We start from the raw sequence: 20,640 nt of genomic DNA, 5'->3' as shown, positions 1-20,640 counted from the left end.
TAAGGTGACTAAAACGCGGTACTAAGTCGAAATCTTTTTGTATTTCATACGCTTAGGCGTAGCATCATCACCCATAGTCTTTTTGCGATAGGTCTCAAACTCAGAGTAGTTGCCGTCGAACCAAACTGGACCTTCCTCTTCAAAGGCTAGAATATGCGTCGCAATACGGTCAAGGAACCAGCGATCATGCGAGACGACCATAACCGTACCTGGGAACACTTGAACAGCATCCTCTAACGCCCGCAGAGTTTCGATATCCAAATCGTTTGAAGGTTCATCGAGGAGCAATACGTTCGCACCCTGCTTTAGCGTCTTCGCTAATTGCAGACGGTTACGCTCACCACCTGAGAGTTGACCGACATGCTTTTGCTGGTCTGAACCTTTAAAGTTAAAGCGGCCAATATAAGCGCGGCTTGGCGTCGTATAGTCACCAACGGTAATAATATCGAGGCCATCAGATATCTCTTCCCAAACGGTCTTGCTATCATCTAAGTTGTCGCGTACCTGACCGACATAGGCAACGCTGACGCTTTCGCCTAGATCCACTGAACCCGTATCTGGCGTATCACGTTCGGTAATCATGTTAAATAGCGTAGTTTTACCCGCACCATTTGGACCGATGATACCAACGATAGCACCTGCTGGCACATTAAAGCTTAGGTTTTCATAAAGCAGACGATCGCCAAATGACTTGGAGATGTCGTTGACTTCGATGACTTTATTACCTAAACGAGGGCCAGGCGGAATATAAATCTCTGAAGTCTCGTTACGCTTTTGAAATTCCGTCGAGTTTAATTCTTCAAAACGCTGTACACGAGATTTAGACTTAGTTTGTTGACCTTTTTGGTTTTTACGAATCCACTCAAGCTCTTTTTTCAATGCTTTAGCAAACGATTCTTCTTGCTTATTTTGCTGCTCAAGGCGAGTGTTCTTTTGCTCGAGCCACTCAGTATAGTTGCCTTCGTACGGATAGCCATGGCCACGGTCCAGCTCCAAAATCCACTGAGCAACATTATCTAAGAAATATCGATCATGGGTAATGGCAACGATAGTACCACTGTAGTTCTGCAAGAACTGCTCTAACCATGCGACTGATTCGGCGTCCAAATGGTTGGTTGGCTCATCGAGTAGTAGCATATCAGGACGCGACAATAGCAGACGACATAGCGCCACACGGCGTTTTTCACCACCAGACAGTTTGCTAACATCAGCATCCCATGGCGGTAGACGCAATGCATCAGCCGCTTTTTCAAGTTGGGTGTTTAGGTTATGCGCATCCCATGCTTGAATAATGTCTTCCATCTTACCTTGCTCTTCTGCAAGCTTATCAAAGTCTGCATCGGGTTCCGCGTATTCGGCATAAATCGCATCTAGACGTGATAGCGCATCTAACGCCTCACGCATACCGTCTTCGACATTACCACGGACGTTTTTGCTGTCATCAAGCTGTGGTTCCTGCGGCAAATAGCCAATTTTGGTGCCCGTTTGCGCGCGTGCTTCACCACTGAACTCAGTATCGACGCCTGCCATGATGCGTAGCAAGGTTGACTTACCTGAACCGTTGATACCGAGTACACCAATTTTGGCGCCAGGGAAAAATGATAAATTGATATTTTTTAGAATCTCGCGCTTAGGCGGAACAAGTTTTGACACATTGTTCATTGTGTAGATATATTGAGCCATTGATACTCCGATGGACTACCTAGAAATAGCAATCACCAAGCGCATCATTATTATCACGGCGACGGTAACTGCTTTGGAATTGAGATATAAATTGTCAACCATTATCGCATTGTACTCTAGCCCCTGCAACCTGAGAGCTTGTTTTCTGGTGTGTTCAGTCGTATTTAGTATTTGTAGCTGGCTTTGTGGGGTTGTACTGAGCCTTTTGTATAAAAGCTATGCATAAGTATTTATATGAGCTATCGATGAGCTATATTCATAATGATACAACGATATATTTTCGTTTTATAACTCCTACAAAATTTTGCATCAAATAAACTATAGAATTAATCAATACAGACTAGTATGTTAATATTGCTTAACAAAGTCATAATCTTGTCGATGCCAATGCAGGGTCAACTCTAATACTTATTACATTAAAGCGCAGTATAAAGGATACCTATATATGACGACTGGCTATCAGCCTGAGATTATCCAGCGCGTCTTTATGGATTTTATGAGTACGCGTATACATCCTTTTTGGTCCTTAACTGTACCAAAATTGCGCTTGATGGCAAGACACATGCTGGACGATGATTTTATTGCCTTTCAATTTGAGACGAATTATGCTTTTCGTCAGCAGTCCAAAAATAAGTGGCAGGGTGGACAGCACGTTAGTGTAATCATTCCGATAGAGGGTATTCGTCACCAGCGCCAGTATTCGTTAGTAGGGTTATCCAAACAGAGTCTATGGTGGGAGAGCCAAACACCGCACACTATTACTATCGCCATCAAGACTCAAGGTCTGATATCTAAGCATCTAACTTGGCACGCAGAGCTCGGTGATGTTTTTGAATGCAGTGTACCAAGTGGCAGTTTTGTACTGACGCCGAATAACACTTCACCGGTATTATGTATCGCTAGCGGTAGCGGAATTACGCCGATGCTAGGACTGATAACCCAAGCGCTACAGAATGGACAGGTGGTGACTTTGCTTCATTACAATCGCAGCCCTATATTGACGTCTATTTGGTCATCTTTATCTTCGAGGTATTCTAGGTTTCGTTACCATCTTATTGTAACCGAAGACGCCAGTACTTATCTTGCAAACAGCCGTCATTTAACTGCTCAGAGTCTGCTAGCACTTGGACTACCACTCAATCGAACGCAAATATATGCTTGTGGCTCGCAAGGGTTATTATCAAGCCTTTATCAGGCAGCCAGTGATATCGGCTCAGAGTATGACACTTCGCTACGCGACAATATTACTGTAGAACAATTTGGTACGAGTACTCCTAGCTACGACGAAGTTCGAAATGAGACCGATATCGTAGAGCGAACCGTTTATCTACGAGGACGACAACGACAGTTCCCTAGTGATACTACTTTGCTCGCGAGTGCTGAAGCGGCCGGTATACGCCTGACTTATGGATGTCGCCGAGGTATCTGTCATCTATGTCGCTGTCAAAAGATAAGTGGTCAGGTCAAAAACATTCAGACGGGCGCTGTCAGCAGCGACGGTTTTGAATCTATTCAAACTTGTATTAATGTGCCTTTAACGGATGTCATACTCGATATTTAGACAACAAGTAGGGCACTTTGAGATGTAAAGTGAAAGCACTTTGAGATGCAAAGAATCCGATATACAGCTCTTAAGGTTTTCGACCATAAGTCTCATATATCTATCATATATTGGCCCATAGTTACTGCTTCAACTAAGGAATTTTTATGCGTTTATTATCTCCTATGTTTAGTGCTCGATCAGCGCTTCCTACGACATCTATCTCGCCTGTCATAGATAATCTATCGTCAGCACATATGCCTTATCCTACCTTGAGCGGTGCGCCATTATCAAAAGCACAAACTGAGGCTATGGCTGCTGAGTTAGATGCCCTATACAATAGCATGATGGCATCTCTTGGCGCAGAGGACGCTCATTACATCCAGCGTATTTATAGCGCAGTCGTTTATAGCGAGCTCCTAGCACGTGGTCTGCTCGGCATCGCCGCTTATCCCTCGTCGCGTCACAAGCAACTGGGTCTTTGGCTGCTGGGCACCTCTTTACTGAGTTTTAGTAAAATTCTAAACAATATGGAGCTTGGGCACAATGTTATGCACGGTCAATATGACTGGATGCAGCATCCGCATTTGAATAGTCAGAAGTTCGATTGGGACATTGTCTGTCCAGCGCCGCTCTGGCAGCATTCGCATAATTATTTGCATCATACCTTTACCAATATTGTAGGTCGTGACCACGATGTAGGGTATCATCTTATCCGAGTGACCGATGAGCAGCCTTGGACGCCAAGCGATCGCAACAACTTGTTGAGTACGATGATCTTGGCATTAGGGTTTGAGTGGGCGGTAGCATTTCATGACATACAGATTAGCGTTGATGAATATGCAAACGATACACGCTTAGCCGAAATCATGAAGCCGAAGTCTCAAGCTCTATTTAATAAGATAAAGCGCCAAGTGGGCAAAGATTATATCGCTACCCCTGCGCTCGCAGGGCTAGTATTTGGTGCTCGCAGTGCTATGATGACAGTTAGTGGTAACGTTACTGCCAACATCGTACGTAACGTTTGGACTTGGGCGGTGATATTTTGTGGTCATTTTACTGAGCAGGCACATATCTACACCCATCTCGATGACAATGAGAGCCGCGGCGACTGGTATGCCAGGCAGATACTGGGTTCAAGTAATATCACAGGTCGCAAGTGGTTTCATATTTTGACCGGTCATTTGTCCCATCAGATCGAGCATCATATCTTTCCTGATATGCCAGCCAACCGCTATACGCGCATTGCGCCGCAAGTACAAGACATATGCAAAAAGTACGGCCTGGCATACAATACTGGCAGCTTTGCGCAGCAGCTCAAACAGGTTATCAAGCGTATTCATCACTTTAGTAAACCCAATGCTGATGAAAAAAAATTACACATAAAAGCGCAAGCCACATTGAAGCTAGATGAGAGCGCAACGGCACAATCCTTGCCTACCACGCGCGGTCTGACTAAATATCTACCACCAGTGATGCGTAATGCCTTGTTTTATGCCCAGTAATCTTTATTCTGTAATATATAACCTTTATCCTGCTCTAAGTCGTTTAGTCTCAGTCATACAAATAAAATATCCTAAAAAACGGAGAATAATATGAGTGATCCAGATAATACACAACAGGTAGATATCTCACACAACCAAAACGCCAAACGTTTTGAGACCTCTATCGATAATAATACCGGTTATATCAGCTATCAAGAGCGCGGCGATACGCTCGTCTATGACCATACTATCGTCCCTGAAGTTCTAGGCGGACGCGGTGTTGGCTCAGCCTTAGTCAAGCATGCTTTGGACTATGCACGCGCTCATGACAAAAAGGTAATACCGCAGTGCTCGTTTGTCTCATCATACATAAACAAACATCCTGAGTATCAAGATCTAGTCTAGGTGTTTTTAGACAAAGCTTGGTTCAATATATTAATAAGGACATCATTATGAGTAGTTTATCTGACAAGCAAGTAGATATGCAGCTAGATGAGTTGGCAGGCTGGCAGCGTGATGGCAGTAGCATCACCAAAACCTACCACTTCAACGATTTTATAGAAGCTATGAGTTTTATGAATCAAGCGGCTTTTTATGCAGAAGCGCTTGAGCATCATCCCCAATGGCGAAACATGTACAACATAGTGGAAGTGCGTTTAACATCAGAGGATACAGGTGGTATTACGAGTCGTGATATTCGCTTGGCTAAACGTATGGAGCATATTATTCAGCCCAGCAGACTATGATATGAATCTACAAACCAAAAAACCGTCTTCTATGAAAGACGGTTTTTTGTAGGCTTACTCAAAAGTAAATCTTTTAGCGATCTACATTTTACGGCTAACAAAAGCCACGATGAATAAGATAACAGCAACTGCTAGTAATATGTAAGCGATATTAGCAGACAAGCCAGCAACGCCACCAAATCCGAGCAAACTTGCGATTAGTGCAACAACTGCAAAAATAATAGCCCAACGAAACATATAATCCTCCTTGAATGCCCAATAATAAATCATTGTTTAGATAAGTCATTATCGAGTAATGTTAGCTTTAATTAATTATTTTTAATGTCGTTCTTCAAAGCCAAATAATACTAAATTAGTTTGATGAGCATTGTTCAATTAAGTAATCAAAGATTGAGTTATGTAACTTATGTAATCATATGTGCATTGACGCTGTAGACTGTCTGACACTGAGTGCTTATGTTTGTAGATATAAATACCAGCTAGCATACCTATTTGCATTGGCGTAAAATCTGCCTTATATCTCCAACCGGTTAGGCATTTATAGTTGCTATAGCCTTTGATTCAAAAGATATTACTCTCTCCTACTTATTACATACTATTAAGGAAAATATTATGGATACTAAAAAAGACGCATCAACGAACTCAAACCCTGCGCAAACCGTTAATAAAGATAAGCGAAAATATGCGATTGTCTTGTATGGTGCTACTAGCTTTGTGGGGCAAATCACTGCTCATTATTTATCAGAGTTTTTATCAGAAAGTAAGGATTCGGCCAAAGCAACTTGGGCGATAGCCGGTCGCGATGAAGAGAAGCTAAAGACGCTACAGTCTGAGCTTAGAGGCTCTGGCACGGATCAAAAGGTCGATATCATCATTGCCAATAGTGACGATGATGCAAGCCTAGATGATATGACTAAGCAGACCGAAGTTATCATCTCAACAGTAGGACCTTACTTAAAGTATGGTGAGCCTTTGATCAGATCGTGTACTACTCATGGTACAGACTATGTTGATCTCACTGGTGAAGCTATCTTTATCAGAGATATGATGGATAAATATGAAGACGCCGCCAAACAAAGCGGAGCTCGTATCGTTAACTCGTGCGGCTTTGACTCTATTCCCTCAGATCTAGGAGTGTATTTTACTCAGCAGCAAGCTGAAGACCAGTTCAACGAAGCCTGCGATGTGATTCATATGCGCGTAAAGGCCGCCAAGGGTGGGTTATCTGGCGGTACTATCGCCTCAATGGCCACTATCTTTGAGGAGGTCGGTCAAGACAAGTCACGCCGTAAACAAGTAGCCAATCCGTACCTACTCAATAACGACAATGATGTGCCAAATGTACGCCAAGACAATGTCGGCAAGCCTGAGTACGATGATAAGCATAATCGCTGGCTTGCGCCTTTTGTTATGGCAAGCATCAACACGCGCATCGTACACCGTAGTAATCAGTTATCAGGCTATGAGTATGGTCGCAAATTTAAGTATGATGAAGCAATGTGGATGAAAGATGGTATTAAAGGTCAGGTGACAAGCTATGCTCTAAGTGCAGGCTTATTAGGCTTTGCTACTACTATGATGTTCAAACCCAGTCGTGAACTGCTCTCAAAACATGTGCTGCCGAAGTCAGGTAGTGGTCCTTCTAAGTCTGAGCAAGACAATGGTTTTTTTGATATTCGCTTTTTTGGTGGAACGCCTAAGAATAATCATATCAGTATCAAAGTCACAGGTGACAAAGATCCAGGCTATGGCAGTACTTCTCGTATGCTGGCGCAATCGGCTTTATGCCTAGTGCAAGATATCTCAAGAGACAGTGTTAAAGGGGGTTTTTGGACGCCTGCCTCTGCCATGGGTGAGCATCTAATCACTCGTTTGCAAGATCACGCTGGTCTAACCTTTGAAGTTGTTGATAATTAAAAGTAGATAATTAGTTAAATCTAATTTTATTTATTATTTATTCCAAAAATTAGCAAAATGCGCTGCATCTTATTATTGAGATGCAGCTTTTTTGTCAGTAAATAATAGTAATAGGACTTTTAGGTAACTGATATTGCTACATACTCCATATTCACTACATTATGCTACATATTCTTAGTCTATTGTCACAGCGCTCAAGTAGTCATTTGGGTAATATAAATTTTGATAACCAGTATCTACGCTATACGACTGTCTCTACATAAATAAAAAATTTTTCTACATTTAGACATTCAGTAGTATTTCACAAGTAGATATTTTCGAGTATCAGGGACGATTTAGGCTTAGGGTCACGCTACACTTTAGAGGACAAAAGCCGTCAGCCAAAACTATTACTTATTAAAAGGATATAATTATGAGATTGAATATACTAACTGCTGCAATACTTACCTCAGGTCTAGCCATGTTCGCTACTAGCGCCAACGCTGGCATGACATCGGATCGTAATGGTAACGTCGGTTATGACAGCTACGATGAGTGCGTGATGGCAGTAAAAGAGGGCTCAGCGAAATTTTATACGCCCTATACGTATCAAAACCCTATGCGCCGCGCAGGGGAAACTAGCGTTGCAAAAATGAGTCTATCTGAAGTCATGATTCCACAAAGCGTTGTCAGCAATGACAACTTGCGAACCAGTGACTATGAAGCAGGCGCTTGTGATATGGGCGTCGGACAATCAAACGGTCGTTATGGGGTATCAGGTGTCTTGGTAGGCAAATACGTTCCTTTCGCTTCTGATATGCCTGTCAATGTCTACATGGATAGAAACGGTAATCCTGTACGAGTTACTATGCAGCAGTGCGATAATCATTTTGGTAGCAACTTTCCTACGCCAGTCGTGAGTGAAGTAAAAGCACCAAAAGCTCAATTGGCTATTCAAGAAGAGCGTAGTATGGAGGCGGTCATTATTGAAACCAAACGTACTATTCGCCCTACTCAGTATCAAGTCAAAGAAGTCATCATAGCGCCTAGCGATCAGATCCAGCGTATGAATACCACGACGGGTACTAGAGTTGCCGTACGAGGTGCAGATGGTCGCTTGGTATATGTCGGTCGAAAAGCAGACGCTGAAGCTATTAGAAATACTGAAATCAATCAGACGTATCCGGTCATTCGCGTACCTGATATTGATGCTGATATGAATGACATGGACATGGACGAATAATCGTATTCGTTCAATGAGCTAAATTTCAGGCTCGTTTGTATAATGTTGTTAAAATCGCAAACTAACTACACAATTATAAAACGAGCTGACATTTATAAATTTCAAATGATTATCCATACTCTACAACAAAGAAGACGCTCCTGCTGAGTAATATTAATGAGCTTTAAATAACACTAAAAAAAGATGACTTCAGGATTAAAAGTAAAAATAATTGTTTGAAAATTAGTTAAAAAAGGAATGATATTATGAGTAACTCCAAATTATCTTTATTAGTAGGTGCTGCTTTAGTTGTACCTAGCTTAGCATTTGCAACGACAGGAAATATTGTACCTGCCGATATGAGAACAACTCCAGCACCAAATACTTTGCAACAGAAAATTCAAGGTCCCGATAGTGAACTAATAGCAACCCAGCCAGGTGAGATTGATTATAATCGTAATAACTTATCAACAGATTCTACGATGAAAGCGCCTCATAGCAGCATGGCAAACCGTGGTAACATCGTACCTGCTGATGCTCGTATGACATCTGCTCCAAATACTTTACAACAAAAGATTCAAGGTCCTGATGGTGAGTTATTAGCGACTCAACCCGGTGAAATTGATTTTAACCAATAGAGATTAAAAACAGATCGCTATAATGGAAATTATCAGCCGCTTATCTTAGGGGAAGGCTATAACACTGGCAATGTGACTCCTGCTGACAGACGTTTAGTTGCAGTACCTATTACATTATAGTCAAAAATTCATGGTCCAGATGGCGAACTGCTTGCGACTCAACCTGGTGAAGTAGAACTCAGTGAGAACCGTCGATTTGTTATAAGATAAACTTAAATACAAAAATAAAGGCAGCCATGAGCTGCCTTTATTTTTGAGTAAATACATCTAGCTTTAAAATCAACTTCGATTACTTGTTGTTTTTTGTTATACCAGCTTCTTTTAATAGTGCGCCAAGCGTACCTACTTTAACGGGTGTATCCGCTTTTGGCTTTTGCGCCTGCTGACGATTAGTGCTACCTTTATGCTTGCCACTATCTTGACGCGGCGTGGAGGAGCGTTTGTCCGCTGTCGATGGACGCTTGCTGCGCGGACGACTCGGTTTGTCTCCAGTATGGTTAGCATCAGTGTGACTTGATGCTGGTTTAGCGGCTGCGCGCGTAGATTTATCACTCTCAGGCTTCATACTAAAACCGATGCGACCACGTTTTTCATCGATAGAGATGACGCGAACGGAGATGATATCTCCAGGCTTTACGCGGTTCATAGGGTCAGCGACGAAGTCGTTAGCCATCTGAGAGATATGTACCAAACCATCTTGGTGTACGCCAACATCTACAAAACAACCAAAAGCGGTCACGTTGGTAACGACACCTTCGAGGGTCATACCTTCGGTTAAGTCTTTGATACTACTGACATCGTCACGAAAGTTGGCAGTCTTAAATTCAGGACGCGGGTCGCGAGCAGGTTTAGCTAGCTCATCCAATATTGCTTTTATACTAATATTGTCATCGTTGGCAGCGATTGCTGCGGTGTCAATAGTATTGAGGACACTATCATTACCGATGATATCGCTCAAAGAGTTATCCGTTTGAGATAGCAAGCTACTGACTAGCTCATAACTCTCTGGATGGACGCCAGTGGCATCCAGAGGATTGTCGCCATCATGAATGCGTAAAAAACCTGCGGCTTGCTCAAAAGTTTTAACCCCTAAACGTGGTACGTCTTTTAGGGCTTCACGAGTGGCAAACGCGCCGTGCTCACGGCGATAGGTGACTATCTGCTGTGCCACATTGCTGTTCAGACCTGCGATGTGCGCAAGTATCGCAGGACTTGCGGTATTGACATCGACACCGACCGCATTCACGCTATCTTGTGTAACCTTGTCCAGACTATCAGCCAATTGGTTCTGATTGACGTCGTGCTGATACTGACCCACGCCGATAGCTTTTGGATCTACTTTAACTAGCTCCGAGAGTGGATCTTGTAAGCGGCGCGCAATGGATACCGCCCCACGTACTGATACATCTAGATCAGCCAATTCATCACTAGCAAGCTCACTTGCTGAATACACAGAAGCGCCTGACTCGTTGACGATGACCGCTTTTGCCTTAAGATCTGTATTAGCCGTCAAAATCTCTTTAATCATGGCATCGGTTTCACGGCTTGCCGTTCCATTGCCAATAGCGATCAGATCAACGCTATAAGTGCTTAATAGTTCATCGATGACGGTTTTGGCTTCACTCATTTTATTATCAGGAGCAAAAGGATAAACCGTCGCGATAACTGGTTTATCATCAGCACCTATCATGACATGACCTTGCGCATCGATAACAGCCATCTTGACACCATGACGAATACCAGGATCAACGCCCAAAATAACCTTGCGTCCAGCCGGCGCTGACATCAAGAGATGCTGTAAATTACTGGCAAACACATCGATAGCATCCGCTTCTGCGCTCAGACGTTTTTCAGTCAATAAGCGATGCTCGATATGCGGGCGCCATTTGTCTCTCCAAAGACTGGTGGCCGCTTCGATTAGGACATCACGACGTGCGGCTGGTGCTGTGCTATCAATATTGAAGTGACTGACTATTTTTTCGATAAAGGGCATATCTTCACCCTCAATTTTGAGTCCCAAGACATTCTCTTGACGACCGCGTAGCATGGCAAGGAGGCGATGATTAGGCAGGCGCGCTAGGCTCTCACTATGTTCAAAATAGTCTTTGAACTTCTCGCCGACCTCACGTTTTTCTTCACTCGCTACTGACGATACAATGCTCGCTGTTTTAGCGAAGCCACTACGCAGATTATCGAGTAGATCAAGCGCTTGCGTCCATTCATCCACGATAATGGCTTGTACGCCTGCCAACTGTTTGTCTGTATCTTCAAAATCCACTTCGATCTCATTACCGTTATCATCGGTAATGACTGCTGGCGCTTGATAGTCAGCCAGCGCGTCTATCGGTGCAATCTCTTGGTTCAATACTGCTTGGGCTACAGTATCCAAACCTGCAGCGCGAGCTTTGGCAGCTGGTGAGCGGCGACGCGGACGATAAGGCAAGTAGATATCTTCAAGCTCAAGTTTGGACGTTGCATTATCGATACGGGTTTGCAACTCATCATTCAGATTGCCTTGAGTGCTGAGCAGTTCTGTGATTTTGAGGCGGCGCGTTGCCATATCACGCTCATAATTGAGCGATTTTTCTAGCGCTCTGAGCTGCGCATCATCGAGATTTTGGGTCTTCTCTTTACGGTAACGCGCGATAAACGGCACCGTTGCCCCTTCATCATAAAGTTTGACAAAAGCATCGACTTGAGCTGTCTTAATGCCAAGCGCGCGAGCCAGTTTGTCATGGATATTCGCGTGTGTGGTTGCATCTAAGCCTTGTGTATTAGTCGAGGCTGACGATGACGTTAAGGGTTCAGTGCTACTCATAGACGTATCAATCGTTGAGAAATGGTGTTTGGCATTATAGCAAAAGCTGCATAAATAAAAATTATTTTTATAATATCCTAGTTTTATAGGGCTGATATCGCATTAATTGCGCCAAAAACTCAGTATTTACCCCTGTTAAACAAACCCATACAGCATTTGTGCGGATGAATGATGCATTTGGCAGTGCAATCTTATACACTGAAGGTAGACCTATAACTATTGAGTCATTGCACAGACGTTGCGACTGACAGCCTTTTAAATTAAGTAGAAACAAAGTTATCGATAAAGACAATACTGAATAAAATCTCTTTGACAATAATAAGCCTCATAAAAGGATACGATACATGACAGATAATAATCACTCAGATACGCTGACGCAGCGCATATTGGTCGTTGATGACGACGCGCGCTTACGCTCTTTATTACAGCGTTTTCTAGAAGATGATGGTTTTGTGGTACGCACCGCTCACGATGCTAGTCAAATGGATAAGCTTATGCAGCGTGAGCTGTTCTCTTTAGTGGTACTAGATCTAATGTTACCAGGCGAAGATGGCATTAGCATCTGTAAGCGTCTACGTGAAGATAATGGCGATATTCCTATTATTATGCTGACCGCTAAAGGCGGGGACGCCGATCGTATCGCAGGTCTAGAGGCAGGCGCGGATGATTACTTGCCAAAGCCCTTTAATCCAAAGGAGCTATTGGCTCGTATCAAAGCAGTACTGCGACGCCAAAACCGTGAGCTGCCGGGCGCGCCAAGCTATCAGTTAGAGGTAGTTGAGTTCGGTCCATGGACGCTTGATTTGTCTACTCGTACGCTCAAGCGCGATGGTAATGTAGTGACTTTGACCACTGGTGAGTTCTCGGTACTCAAAGCGCTCGTACAACATCCACGCGAGCCGCTCACTCGTGACAAGCTTATGAACCTTGCACGCGGACGCGAATGGGGTGCGATGGAGCGCTCTATTGATGTGCAAGTGTCACGACTGCGCCGCTTGATTGAGGACAATCCGTCACAAGCACGCTATATTCAGACCGTTTGGGGCGTAGGCTACGTCTTTGTTCCTGACGAGGCCGAAGTAGAAGAAGCCAAAAGCGAATAGATTTTACTAGTATAAAAACCCTGCCATAATATGCAGGGTTTTTATTGGTTCAAATTTATCTAGTTGTATCGATCTTTAACGCAGCTGACTATCCTTACTACCGCGTCTATTAAACAGCTCAGACGCTTTTGCTTCTTGCTCAAGCTCAATCTGGCAGCTCACGCAGTGCTGCACTCCAGGTAAGGCTTCTCGCCGCGCTTCTGGAATAGGATTACCGCACTCATCGCAGTACTCACTACTCTCACCCTTAGGTATCGCACTTCTAGCGCGATCTACAGCATCGTTAACAGTTGCATCCATTTGCTCATGCTCTGCGCCATCTCTTGACCAGCCACCTGCCATAATTCACCTTTATCAGTAGTACTGAGCTTTTAATTTTAGAATAAAAGTCTTTAATAACAGATAGATGGGGTTAGAATGCGCTTATTTCAATACAAACGTTTATTATGATTTACTTTTGATTAAGAGTTATATTTAAATTCTATCTCTTTATAAAGTATGTTTGTATTGCTTTTTATCTATCGCTGCCATCCTTCCGTTTTCATAATCTTTTGCGCCTTTCTTGTCAGCAAAAAATTGAGAAAATCTTGTGTTTGAGAGTCAGCTTTTGGCGATATCACAATGTTCAAATCACGCCAAATGATACGATCTTTATCTATGTAAACCATATCCATATCTTCAGAATTATGAATCGGCCAGTTGGGCCAAGTAATCCAAGCATCTGCCTTCTGCTCTTTAAAGGCTTTAAAACTAGCTCCAGATCCTAATGAATAGGCTACAATGTTATTTCGAAAACGAGCAACATCATCTAAGCTTCCCTTACGCCCTGCAACATCTTCCCACACTCCAGTGCCTGACGTGTTATACGTTCCCTTGCCTTCAGTCACAACTATCTTAATACCTTTAGCTAACAAATCATCAAAGCTGCGTATGTTTTTAGGGTTTCCTTTTTGTACCGCGATGATTGCTGGTCGAATATAAATGGGTTCGACCTTGTCATGATCAAATGTTTCATATGTTTCAAGGAATGCGGTCATTGACTGCTCAGAGGTTCCCCAAAGAGCGTCAGCATCTGCTTGAGCACTGGCGGACCATTTACTTTCAGGTCCTGCTATGAGTTCTACCTTAGTACCACCTTGTTTCTCCCAAACATCGGCAACTTTTCTCAAAGCTGTGTGTGGCCCACCAGCTCCATAAATTTTAATAATCCCATCTTTAGGATTGTGCTCTATAGAAGGATCAAAAAGTCCAGTTTGCGCGAAAGCTGAAGTGCAGCTTAGCAAAACACATGTACTAAGAATAATAGTTTTCATTGTTTTCTCCTTGAGTTAATTCTTAAATCGCTTGCAATGCGACGACTTGACCGCGTACTCCGATACTCTCATCACTCATCAGACAGATATACCCTGCCATGATCTCCTCAGGCGTCTTGAGTGTCATCGGGTTCTCACCCGGATACGCATGAGCACGCATATTAGTACGTGTACCGCCCGGATTGATACAGTTAAAGCGTAAACTGGTGGTGTTTTGCGTCTCTTGGGTAAATATATCACTCATACCTTCCACCGCTTGTTTTGAGAGTGCATAAGCACCCCAAAATGCGCGCGGATGAGTTCCTACCGTACTGGATGTAAACACAATCGAACCATTATCAGTATCTTTAACCAACGGTAGTAACGCTTGCGTGAGCATAAAGGTCGCTGTAGCATTGATATGCATAACCTTAGCAAAGGTGTCGACATCATACATCTCAAGCGGTGTTAGATCGCCGAGTATACTTGCGTTGTGCAAAATACCATCGAGCTGACCAAACTCTCTTTCAATCAGTAATGCAAGATTACGCATCTCGTTGTAATCAGCCTTTTCCAGATCCATAGGTAATATAGCAGGCTGCGTACCCCCTGCGTGCTCGATCTCGTCGTATACCGTCTCAAGCTTGCTGTTGGTACGACCAAGTAGCAATACCGTCGCACCGTAACGCGCGTAAGTCAACGCGGCGACACGGCCAATGCCAGAACCTGCGCCCGTCACCAAAATACGTTTGCCCGCCAAGCAATTGTCAGTAGCAACAAAACGACGAATCGCCTCGTGAGTTAAAGGCGGTACAGTGCTGTCTTGCTGCTTAGTGTTTTGCTGGCTATCGTTTGGTTCGGCGGGTTGGATACTACTGTCATTCATACTTGTACTCACGCTCGTTAAGTCATAAAAAATGTTTACAGGTATTCAAACGTACCTGATGTTAGTAGCAGTTTACTGAGTTGTTCAGGAGTATTGACGATGAAATCTGCGTTCCACTTCTTAAGGGTCTTTTGATATTCAGGAGGGATATAACCATATCCTGCCAAAATTGTTGGCATGCCAGCGGCGTTACCTGAGTCAATATCCCGTATATGATCGCCTACATATAATACGCAGCCAGCAGCGCCGCGTGGTATACCAAGCTTCTCTAGTGCCATATACATAGGCTCAGGATCAGGCTTAGACCTCGACACATCTTCAGGACAGACTAAGGCTGAACAGCGCTCCTCTAGTTTCATTTTTTGTAGGAGCTGCTCTGCCAGATAACGGGGTTTATTGGTCACAATACCCCAAGGTACGCCTTTTCGCTCAAGGGTAGTAAGCACAGCATCAAGTCCTTCAAACACATGACTGTCAACGCAAATATCAGCTTCGTAATCATCCAAGAACTGCTGACGATAAACCTGTAGTGCCTCCTCAGTGACGCGCGCTTGACCGTTATGACGTAACATCAGCTTGACCATAGCCGAAGCGCCTGCTGAAACTTGCTCGCGTATTTGGGCTTCAGGCGGCGCTTGCCAGTTGTTCTCAGCACTCATCTTGCCAATAATACGCACAAAATCAGCGGCAGTATCTATCAAGGTGCCATCAAGATCAAATAAAACTGCTTTTATAAATTTGCTCATAATCACACGCTCTAGTTATATAAGTTCGATAAGGAATAAACCGCTAGCTATAAATGCTAGCAAACGTCAATACTAAAACCTTAAGCTATCGGCTTTTGCACCGCCATCATATAGTTCACATCGACATTTTGGGCCAGCCAATAGCGCTTGGTCAAAGGATTATAATGAAGACCTATGATATCTTGGCGGCCAAATCCGCTACTAACTGTCATCTTATCAAGCTCAGCAGGTGTGATAAATTTGGCATAGTCATGAGTGCCGCGATCAAGTAAACGCAGGACATACTCAGCACCAATAATAGCGAACAGGTAGGATTTGGGGTTGCGGTTAATAGTGGACAAAACGCAAACGCCACCAGGCGCTAACAGCTCAAAACAGGCAGTTACGATAGAGCTTGGATCAGGAACATGCTCAAGCATCTCCATACAAGTCACTACGTCGAACTGTCTTGCATGAGTCTTAGCTAGCTCCTCTACGGGAATATGTTGATAACGTAAAGTATCCTCAAGACCACTTTGCTCTGCGTGTACTGTCGCCGCTTTGAGATTCTCATCCCCCAGATCGATACCCGTCACATCTGCGCCGCGACGCGCCATAGACTCGGATAAAATTCCGCCGCCGCAGCCTACGTCTAATACTTTTTTGCCAGCCAAGCCCCTATCAGCTGTCTTATCAACATTGTCGCTTATAAATCCGCTTTTGACGTTGTCCTCTATCCAGTTGAGACGTAGCGGATTGATCTCATGTAAAGTCGCAAAAGCGCCTGTGTTACTCCACCATTCACCAGCCAAATTGTTAAACTTTTCAACTTCGCTAGGATCTACGTTTATTGCAGTGTTTTGTGAACGAGTATCTGTTTGATCAGTAGTTGAGACATGTAGCGCTGAGCTCATGATGTATCCTTAAATGTATTGTTGTCATCGATTGACACTGTTATAGGCCTAATATTAGCATGAGTAGACATATTTTTGTGGGCACATCCGTGAGCTATTATGAGAGGTATTGTTATTTTGAGCCACTTTATCAGCACTTATCTACGACCGTTTAAATGTCAATCTCATTAGTTTAATAGACAATAGTTTGCTGATATCATACTGAGTAAGAGTCACTAAATATTAGCTCACAGCTCTACAACGGTTAGTTAAGAATACGGTTCACAAATAGCGTCATTTTGCGCTATTATAGTTTACGTTGTTGTAAATGAGATAAAGCGGGTGTCATTCACTGGTCTATCTCCTTTTTTATATTAAATATAAGTATGTATCCTTCAAGGAAAAAGTATGAAACGTGTCATGACTTTGACTGGTTTGGCAATGGCTATTGGGTTTGCCTCTATGGGCTCTCAAGCGGCCGATTATGTCGCAGGTAAAGATTATCGAGTGCTCGATAACCCAGAGAACATAAGCGGTGATGCTATCGTCGTTCGTGAGTTTTTTTGGTATGGTTGCCCGCATTGTAATGTACTCAACCCACACATGGAAAAATGGGCAAAAACCAAAGATAAAGATGTGGCCTTCTTTAAGACGCCAGCTGCACTAAACCCTGTTTGGGAAACCAATGCACGTGGATTCTATGCAGCGCAGTTGTTAGGTTATGAGAACAAGACCCATGATGCACTATTCGATGCTATTCACAAGGATGGCAAGAAGCTATTTGACCAAGCGTCATTAGCTAACTGGTATGCTTCAAAAGGCGTTGATAAAAAGAAATTTAACAGTCTTTATAACTCATTCGCCGTAGGTACGAAAATTGGTCGCTCGCAAGCAGGCGCTAAGCGTTATCAGCTCTCAGGTGTCCCAGCAGTCGTTGTGCAAGGCAAATACGTCGTCACAGGTGAAAGCGCTAAAGTACCTAAAGTCGTCGATTATTTAGTTGATAAAGCACGCGCCGAGAAAAAGTAATTTTGATTTAGAACCTCTACTTCAACAGAAAAGCCAATCTTTAAAGATTGGCTTTTTTAAGTGTGGCTTTATATCTGCGACTTTTATTGACGAAAATTAAGAATTACTTTCAGTCCAGCGAATTACTTTAGATCTGACAGGATAGTCACTTCACGAATGTAGCTGGCTAGATCTTCTTGTGATTCTGCTAATAATTCATCATCTTGTTTGTATTTGGCGTATTCAATCCACAGTAGCAACTGATGCAAGCTGTTGTGTTCTGAGGCTTTGTACTGCTTGGTAAACTGCTTGAGCGTCCCTTCATCATTGATATTAAGTCTGCCATACCAGCTCTCAATCTTTGCCACTTGTTCATTAGGAAAATAGGCATCGAACAGTGCTTTGATTAAAGTATGACGGTCTTCTTCACCGATAAGTTTGCCCACGCGTTTGGTTTGGCGATTGCGAGCATTGGCACTAGTGATATCAGCGAGCGCCATAAGCTCTGCCATGAAGTAATCGCTGGCGGGCAATTTTTTGAGCTGTTTTTTTGATAAATTTGCTAGAGGTATCGATAATGCTTGCAAGCGCTCATGAGCTTTTTTGAGCTCAGTACGCGAGACTCGCATGTCCTGTTCTGACCAATCAACCATAATGTTTCCAGTTTAATAGTATAAATAAGGGAGTGACGCCTACCACAGGTGTTTTTCGCGGTGTTTCGTTGCCACTGTCAAATCTTTGGGTAGACTCATCGCCAATCTGTCTTGTAATTGCTGGGTGATAAAGACCGAGCGATGTTTGCCGCCTGTGCAACCGATAGCGACGGTTACCGTATGACGATTGTTGTGCAAAAAGTTTGGCAACCAGCGCTCCAGAAACGTTCCTATATCCTCTGTCATCTCATTGACCTCTGGATAATCTGCAAAGAATTCTCTGACTTTGTGATCTAATCCAGTCGCCATGCGTAGTTTGGGATTCCAATGCGGATTGGGTAGTATGCGCACATCGAATATAAAGTCGGCATCAATAGGATTACCATACTTAAACCCAAACGATAACAGGTTGATGACTATTTTGTTTTCGACGCCAACGTAGTCACGTAGACGCTCTTTTAATTGATGAATATTGAGCATACTGGTATCAATCTTCATATCAGCACGTTTGAATATTGGCTCTAATAAACTGCTCTCTTTTTTTATTGCAGCAGGCAGATTATTCGTACTGTGCTTAGTAGTAACCGTATCTTTAGTCATCAAGGGATGTACACGGCGCGTGGCATTAAAACGCGCTACCAAAGTGCTATCTTGCGCCGTCACATAAACGACCTGAACCGTTTTTTCGCCATAAGTCTGCTTGAGCGTATCATGTACCTTAGAGAAGTTGGACAAGTCAGCACGCGGTGTACGAATATCAACACCAAGCGCTAGGCGCTGTATACCGCTATCGCCAACCAATCTTTGCGCGGCTTGTGGCACCAAAGATAGAGGCAAGTTATCAATAGAATAATATCCTAAATCTTCCAAAATATTGAGTACTGATGTCTTACCTGATCCTGAGCGACCAGAAACCACTAGTATACTGATATCGTTATCTTTAGTAGCGTTAGATGTCATGGTATCAGATGACATGGTTTCAGATGACGTAGATTCAGACACCAACATATTAGGCGACTTTGCTTGATTTAGGGTATCCTCTTTATTACTTGCATCCATGATCGATCACCTGTATTTGTTGTTTTTTCAATGTCGGCTACGTGTGATAGCACTACTTGCTTAAATGTTCTGATGATCTTTATAGATTAGTAAAAGTCAATTTCTCATTATCCAGTAGACGTGCCTGTCCTAGCTTTGCTGCGACCACTATAATGGCGTTATGAGCCGTTTGCTCAAGATTAGAGCCATCATGAGTGATAGTCTCTAACTGTGCAGTTTTTACGTCCAGATAATCGATCTCAAAACCTGCATCACTTAGGCGTCGATGAGTATATGTGACAAGCTCGCTCAGCTTTTGCTCATCAAAAGCACCAGACAATTGCGCCGCTAGTTGCTGTAGTTCTCGATGCAAGATCGGTGCAATAGCTCGCTCTGTAGTACTCAAATACTGATTGCGTGAGGATAGCGCTAGACCATCAGGAGCACGGACGATAGGCGCGCCGATAATCTCAATGGGGTAACTTAAGTCACGTACCAGCTGTTTGATAATTGCTAATTGCTGATAATCTTTTTGTCCAAATATAGCGACGTTTGGCTGTACGATGTTGAACAATTTGGCGACGATGATACCGACGCCATCGAAATGTCCTGGGCGCGACTGACCACACAATTGCTCTGTGACAGCGCCTGCAAGCACCGAAGTCGATGGCGGCAACACAGGATACATCTCGTCAATATTTGGCGCAAAGACGTAGTCAGCGTGAATGGTAGCAAGCTTATTGATGTCTTCTTCTAAAGTGCGAGGATAACTGTCAAAATCCTCACCGATACCAAATTGCGTCGGATTAACAAAGATACTGACCACCACAATATCAGCCTGCTGCCTGGCAATATTTACCAGCTCTAAGTGTCCCTCGTGCAAGTTGCCCATCGTTGGCACTAAAGCAATGCGATGCGGTTTGGCTGATTGACTTTGAGACGACTGTAAGGCGGAACGCAGGTCTGCAATGCTGTGATAAATAGTAGGCATGAACGGCTCTGTTTATACAAAAGT

General features: G+C 43.5%; 20 protein-coding genes. 9 read left to right on the top strand and 11 right to left on the bottom strand.

Going from position 1 to position 20,640, the window contains the following annotated elements; translation table 11 throughout:
- Positions 1-21 precede the first annotated feature (21 nt).
- Complete coding sequence (gene ettA / locus ACR64G_RS00835) at positions 22-1,683, bottom strand: energy-dependent translational throttle protein EttA (protein WP_435979682.1); 1,662 nt, start codon at positions 1,681-1,683, stop codon at positions 22-24.
- Positions 1,684-2,128: 445 nt separating this feature from the next.
- Between ettA and ACR64G_RS00830 the strand changes: the two genes are divergently transcribed.
- The 4 genes from ACR64G_RS00830 to ACR64G_RS00815 all read left to right on the top strand — a co-directional run bounded on the left by ACR64G_RS00830 (position 2,129) and on the right by ACR64G_RS00815 (position 5,453).
- Positions 2,129-3,244 carry a flavin reductase family protein gene (locus ACR64G_RS00830; protein ID WP_435979681.1) on the top strand — a complete coding sequence of 372 codons (1,116 nt, stop codon included), beginning with the start codon at positions 2,129-2,131 and terminating at the stop codon, positions 3,242-3,244.
- A gap of 146 nt (positions 3,245-3,390) precedes the next feature.
- Entirely contained in the window at positions 3,391-4,728 is a 1,338-nt protein-coding gene (locus tag ACR64G_RS00825; protein ID WP_435979680.1) for a fatty acid desaturase family protein, read from the top strand.
- A gap of 90 nt (positions 4,729-4,818) precedes the next feature.
- Positions 4,819-5,112 (top strand): GNAT family N-acetyltransferase, encoded by a 294-nt coding sequence (locus tag ACR64G_RS00820; protein WP_435979679.1) that lies wholly within the window; start codon positions 4,819-4,821, stop codon positions 5,110-5,112.
- Positions 5,113-5,159: 47 nt separating this feature from the next.
- On the top strand, positions 5,160-5,453 hold the full coding sequence (locus ACR64G_RS00815; protein WP_435979678.1) for a 4a-hydroxytetrahydrobiopterin dehydratase: 294 nt from the start codon (positions 5,160-5,162) through the stop codon (positions 5,451-5,453).
- An 81-nt stretch (positions 5,454-5,534) separates the two neighbouring features.
- Here the strand turns inward: ACR64G_RS00815 and ACR64G_RS00810 are convergent, their stop codons facing one another.
- Positions 5,535-5,690 carry a DUF1328 domain-containing protein gene (locus tag ACR64G_RS00810; protein WP_435979677.1) on the bottom strand — a complete coding sequence of 52 codons (156 nt, stop codon included), beginning with the start codon at positions 5,688-5,690 and terminating at the stop codon, positions 5,535-5,537.
- Between the two features lie 375 nt (positions 5,691-6,065).
- Here ACR64G_RS00810 and ACR64G_RS00805 point away from each other — a divergent pair, with 375 nt between their 5' ends.
- From ACR64G_RS00805 to ACR64G_RS00795, 3 genes are all read left to right on the top strand, one after another.
- Positions 6,066-7,370, top strand: coding sequence for a saccharopine dehydrogenase family protein (locus ACR64G_RS00805; protein WP_435979676.1), 1,305 nt, complete (start codon positions 6,066-6,068; stop codon positions 7,368-7,370).
- A gap of 412 nt (positions 7,371-7,782) precedes the next feature.
- Positions 7,783-8,592, top strand: a complete 810-nt coding sequence (locus ACR64G_RS00800) for a hypothetical protein (RefSeq protein WP_435979675.1) — start codon at positions 7,783-7,785, stop codon at positions 8,590-8,592.
- 245 nt (positions 8,593-8,837) lie between these two features.
- Positions 8,838-9,209 carry a hypothetical protein gene (locus tag ACR64G_RS00795; RefSeq protein ID WP_435979674.1) on the top strand — a complete coding sequence of 124 codons (372 nt, stop codon included), beginning with the start codon at positions 8,838-8,840 and terminating at the stop codon, positions 9,207-9,209.
- 289 nt (positions 9,210-9,498) lie between these two features.
- On the opposite strand, the gene ACR64G_RS00790 is transcribed toward ACR64G_RS00795, so the two are convergent.
- A complete protein-coding gene (locus tag ACR64G_RS00790; RefSeq protein ID WP_435979673.1) occupies positions 9,499-12,027 on the bottom strand; it encodes a Tex family protein in 2,529 nt (842 codons plus the stop codon).
- Between the two features lie 344 nt (positions 12,028-12,371).
- On the opposite strand from ACR64G_RS00790, the gene ompR reads away from it, so the two are divergent.
- Positions 12,372-13,130, top strand: coding sequence for an osmolarity response regulator transcription factor OmpR (gene ompR, locus ACR64G_RS00785; RefSeq protein ID WP_435979672.1), 759 nt, complete (start codon positions 12,372-12,374; stop codon positions 13,128-13,130).
- A 75-nt stretch (positions 13,131-13,205) separates the two neighbouring features.
- Here the strand turns inward: ompR and ACR64G_RS00780 are convergent, their stop codons facing one another.
- The 5 genes from ACR64G_RS00780 to ubiG all read right to left on the bottom strand — a co-directional run bounded on the left by ACR64G_RS00780 (position 13,206) and on the right by ubiG (position 16,947).
- On the bottom strand, positions 13,206-13,472 hold the full coding sequence (locus ACR64G_RS00780; protein ID WP_435979671.1) for a DksA/TraR family C4-type zinc finger protein: 267 nt from the start codon (positions 13,470-13,472) through the stop codon (positions 13,206-13,208).
- Positions 13,473-13,648: 176 nt separating this feature from the next.
- Positions 13,649-14,443: a substrate-binding domain-containing protein gene (locus tag ACR64G_RS00775; protein WP_435950051.1), complete on the bottom strand. Its 795-nt coding sequence runs from the start codon at positions 14,441-14,443 to the stop codon at positions 13,649-13,651.
- Positions 14,444-14,465: 22 nt separating this feature from the next.
- The gene (locus tag ACR64G_RS00770) at positions 14,466-15,308 is read right to left on the bottom strand and encodes a YciK family oxidoreductase (RefSeq protein WP_435979670.1); all 843 of its coding nucleotides are present in this window, start codon (positions 15,306-15,308) and stop codon (positions 14,466-14,468) included.
- Positions 15,309-15,343: 35 nt separating this feature from the next.
- The gene (locus ACR64G_RS00765) at positions 15,344-16,054 is read right to left on the bottom strand and encodes an HAD family hydrolase (RefSeq protein WP_435979669.1); all 711 of its coding nucleotides are present in this window, start codon (positions 16,052-16,054) and stop codon (positions 15,344-15,346) included.
- An 80-nt stretch (positions 16,055-16,134) separates the two neighbouring features.
- Entirely contained in the window at positions 16,135-16,947 is an 813-nt protein-coding gene (gene ubiG, locus ACR64G_RS00760; RefSeq protein ID WP_435979668.1) for a bifunctional 2-polyprenyl-6-hydroxyphenol methylase/3-demethylubiquinol 3-O-methyltransferase UbiG, read from the bottom strand.
- 387 nt (positions 16,948-17,334) lie between these two features.
- Here ubiG and ACR64G_RS00755 point away from each other — a divergent pair, with 387 nt between their 5' ends.
- Positions 17,335-17,955, top strand: a complete 621-nt coding sequence (locus ACR64G_RS00755; protein ID WP_435979667.1) for a thiol:disulfide interchange protein DsbA/DsbL — start codon at positions 17,335-17,337, stop codon at positions 17,953-17,955.
- 122 nt (positions 17,956-18,077) lie between these two features.
- On the opposite strand, the gene yjgA is transcribed toward ACR64G_RS00755, so the two are convergent.
- From yjgA to panC, 3 genes are all read right to left on the bottom strand, one after another.
- Positions 18,078-18,587 carry a ribosome biogenesis factor YjgA gene (yjgA, locus tag ACR64G_RS00750; protein WP_435979666.1) on the bottom strand — a complete coding sequence of 170 codons (510 nt, stop codon included), beginning with the start codon at positions 18,585-18,587 and terminating at the stop codon, positions 18,078-18,080.
- A gap of 39 nt (positions 18,588-18,626) precedes the next feature.
- Positions 18,627-19,562: an RNase adapter RapZ gene (rapZ, locus tag ACR64G_RS00745; protein WP_435980603.1), complete on the bottom strand. Its 936-nt coding sequence runs from the start codon at positions 19,560-19,562 to the stop codon at positions 18,627-18,629.
- Between the two features lie 163 nt (positions 19,563-19,725).
- Complete coding sequence (gene panC / locus ACR64G_RS00740) at positions 19,726-20,616, bottom strand: pantoate--beta-alanine ligase (RefSeq protein ID WP_435979665.1); 891 nt, start codon at positions 20,614-20,616, stop codon at positions 19,726-19,728.
- Between the last annotated feature and the right edge of the window lie 24 nt (positions 20,617-20,640).

It is taken from the genome of Psychrobacter sp. DM4, from assembly GCF_051307035.1.
Classification (GTDB): Bacteria; Pseudomonadota; Gammaproteobacteria; order Pseudomonadales; family Moraxellaceae; genus Psychrobacter.
This window is presented reverse-complemented; position numbering and strand designations above follow the sequence as displayed.

Coding starts and splice junctions, on each gene's coding strand:
- ACR64G_RS00830 (WP_435979681.1), top strand. CDS start 2,129: ATGACGACTGGCTATCAGCCTGAGATTATCCAGCGCGTCTTTATGGAT.
- rapZ (WP_435980603.1), bottom strand. CDS start 19,562: ATGTCATCTGATACCATGACATCTAACGCTACTAAAGATAACGATATC.
- ACR64G_RS00765 (WP_435979669.1), bottom strand. CDS start 16,054: ATGAGCAAATTTATAAAAGCAGTTTTATTTGATCTTGATGGCACCTTG.
- ACR64G_RS00800 (WP_435979675.1), top strand. CDS start 7,783: ATGAGATTGAATATACTAACTGCTGCAATACTTACCTCAGGTCTAGCC.
- ettA (WP_435979682.1), bottom strand. CDS start 1,683: ATGGCTCAATATATCTACACAATGAACAATGTGTCAAAACTTGTTCCG.
- ACR64G_RS00810 (WP_435979677.1), bottom strand. CDS start 5,690: ATGTTTCGTTGGGCTATTATTTTTGCAGTTGTTGCACTAATCGCAAGT.
- ACR64G_RS00755 (WP_435979667.1), top strand. CDS start 17,335: ATGAAACGTGTCATGACTTTGACTGGTTTGGCAATGGCTATTGGGTTT.
- ACR64G_RS00815 (WP_435979678.1), top strand. CDS start 5,160: ATGAGTAGTTTATCTGACAAGCAAGTAGATATGCAGCTAGATGAGTTG.
- ACR64G_RS00770 (WP_435979670.1), bottom strand. CDS start 15,308: ATGAATGACAGTAGTATCCAACCCGCCGAACCAAACGATAGCCAGCAA.
- ompR (WP_435979672.1), top strand. CDS start 12,372: ATGACAGATAATAATCACTCAGATACGCTGACGCAGCGCATATTGGTC.
- yjgA (WP_435979666.1), bottom strand. CDS start 18,587: ATGGTTGATTGGTCAGAACAGGACATGCGAGTCTCGCGTACTGAGCTC.
- ACR64G_RS00790 (WP_435979673.1), bottom strand. CDS start 12,027: ATGAGTAGCACTGAACCCTTAACGTCATCGTCAGCCTCGACTAATACA.
- ACR64G_RS00805 (WP_435979676.1), top strand. CDS start 6,066: ATGGATACTAAAAAAGACGCATCAACGAACTCAAACCCTGCGCAAACC.
- panC (WP_435979665.1), bottom strand. CDS start 20,616: ATGCCTACTATTTATCACAGCATTGCAGACCTGCGTTCCGCCTTACAG.
- ACR64G_RS00795 (WP_435979674.1), top strand. CDS start 8,838: ATGAGTAACTCCAAATTATCTTTATTAGTAGGTGCTGCTTTAGTTGTA.
- ACR64G_RS00820 (WP_435979679.1), top strand. CDS start 4,819: ATGAGTGATCCAGATAATACACAACAGGTAGATATCTCACACAACCAA.
- ACR64G_RS00780 (WP_435979671.1), bottom strand. CDS start 13,472: ATGGCAGGTGGCTGGTCAAGAGATGGCGCAGAGCATGAGCAAATGGAT.
- ubiG (WP_435979668.1), bottom strand. CDS start 16,947: ATGAGCTCAGCGCTACATGTCTCAACTACTGATCAAACAGATACTCGT.
- ACR64G_RS00775 (WP_435950051.1), bottom strand. CDS start 14,443: ATGAAAACTATTATTCTTAGTACATGTGTTTTGCTAAGCTGCACTTCA.
- ACR64G_RS00825 (WP_435979680.1), top strand. CDS start 3,391: ATGCGTTTATTATCTCCTATGTTTAGTGCTCGATCAGCGCTTCCTACG.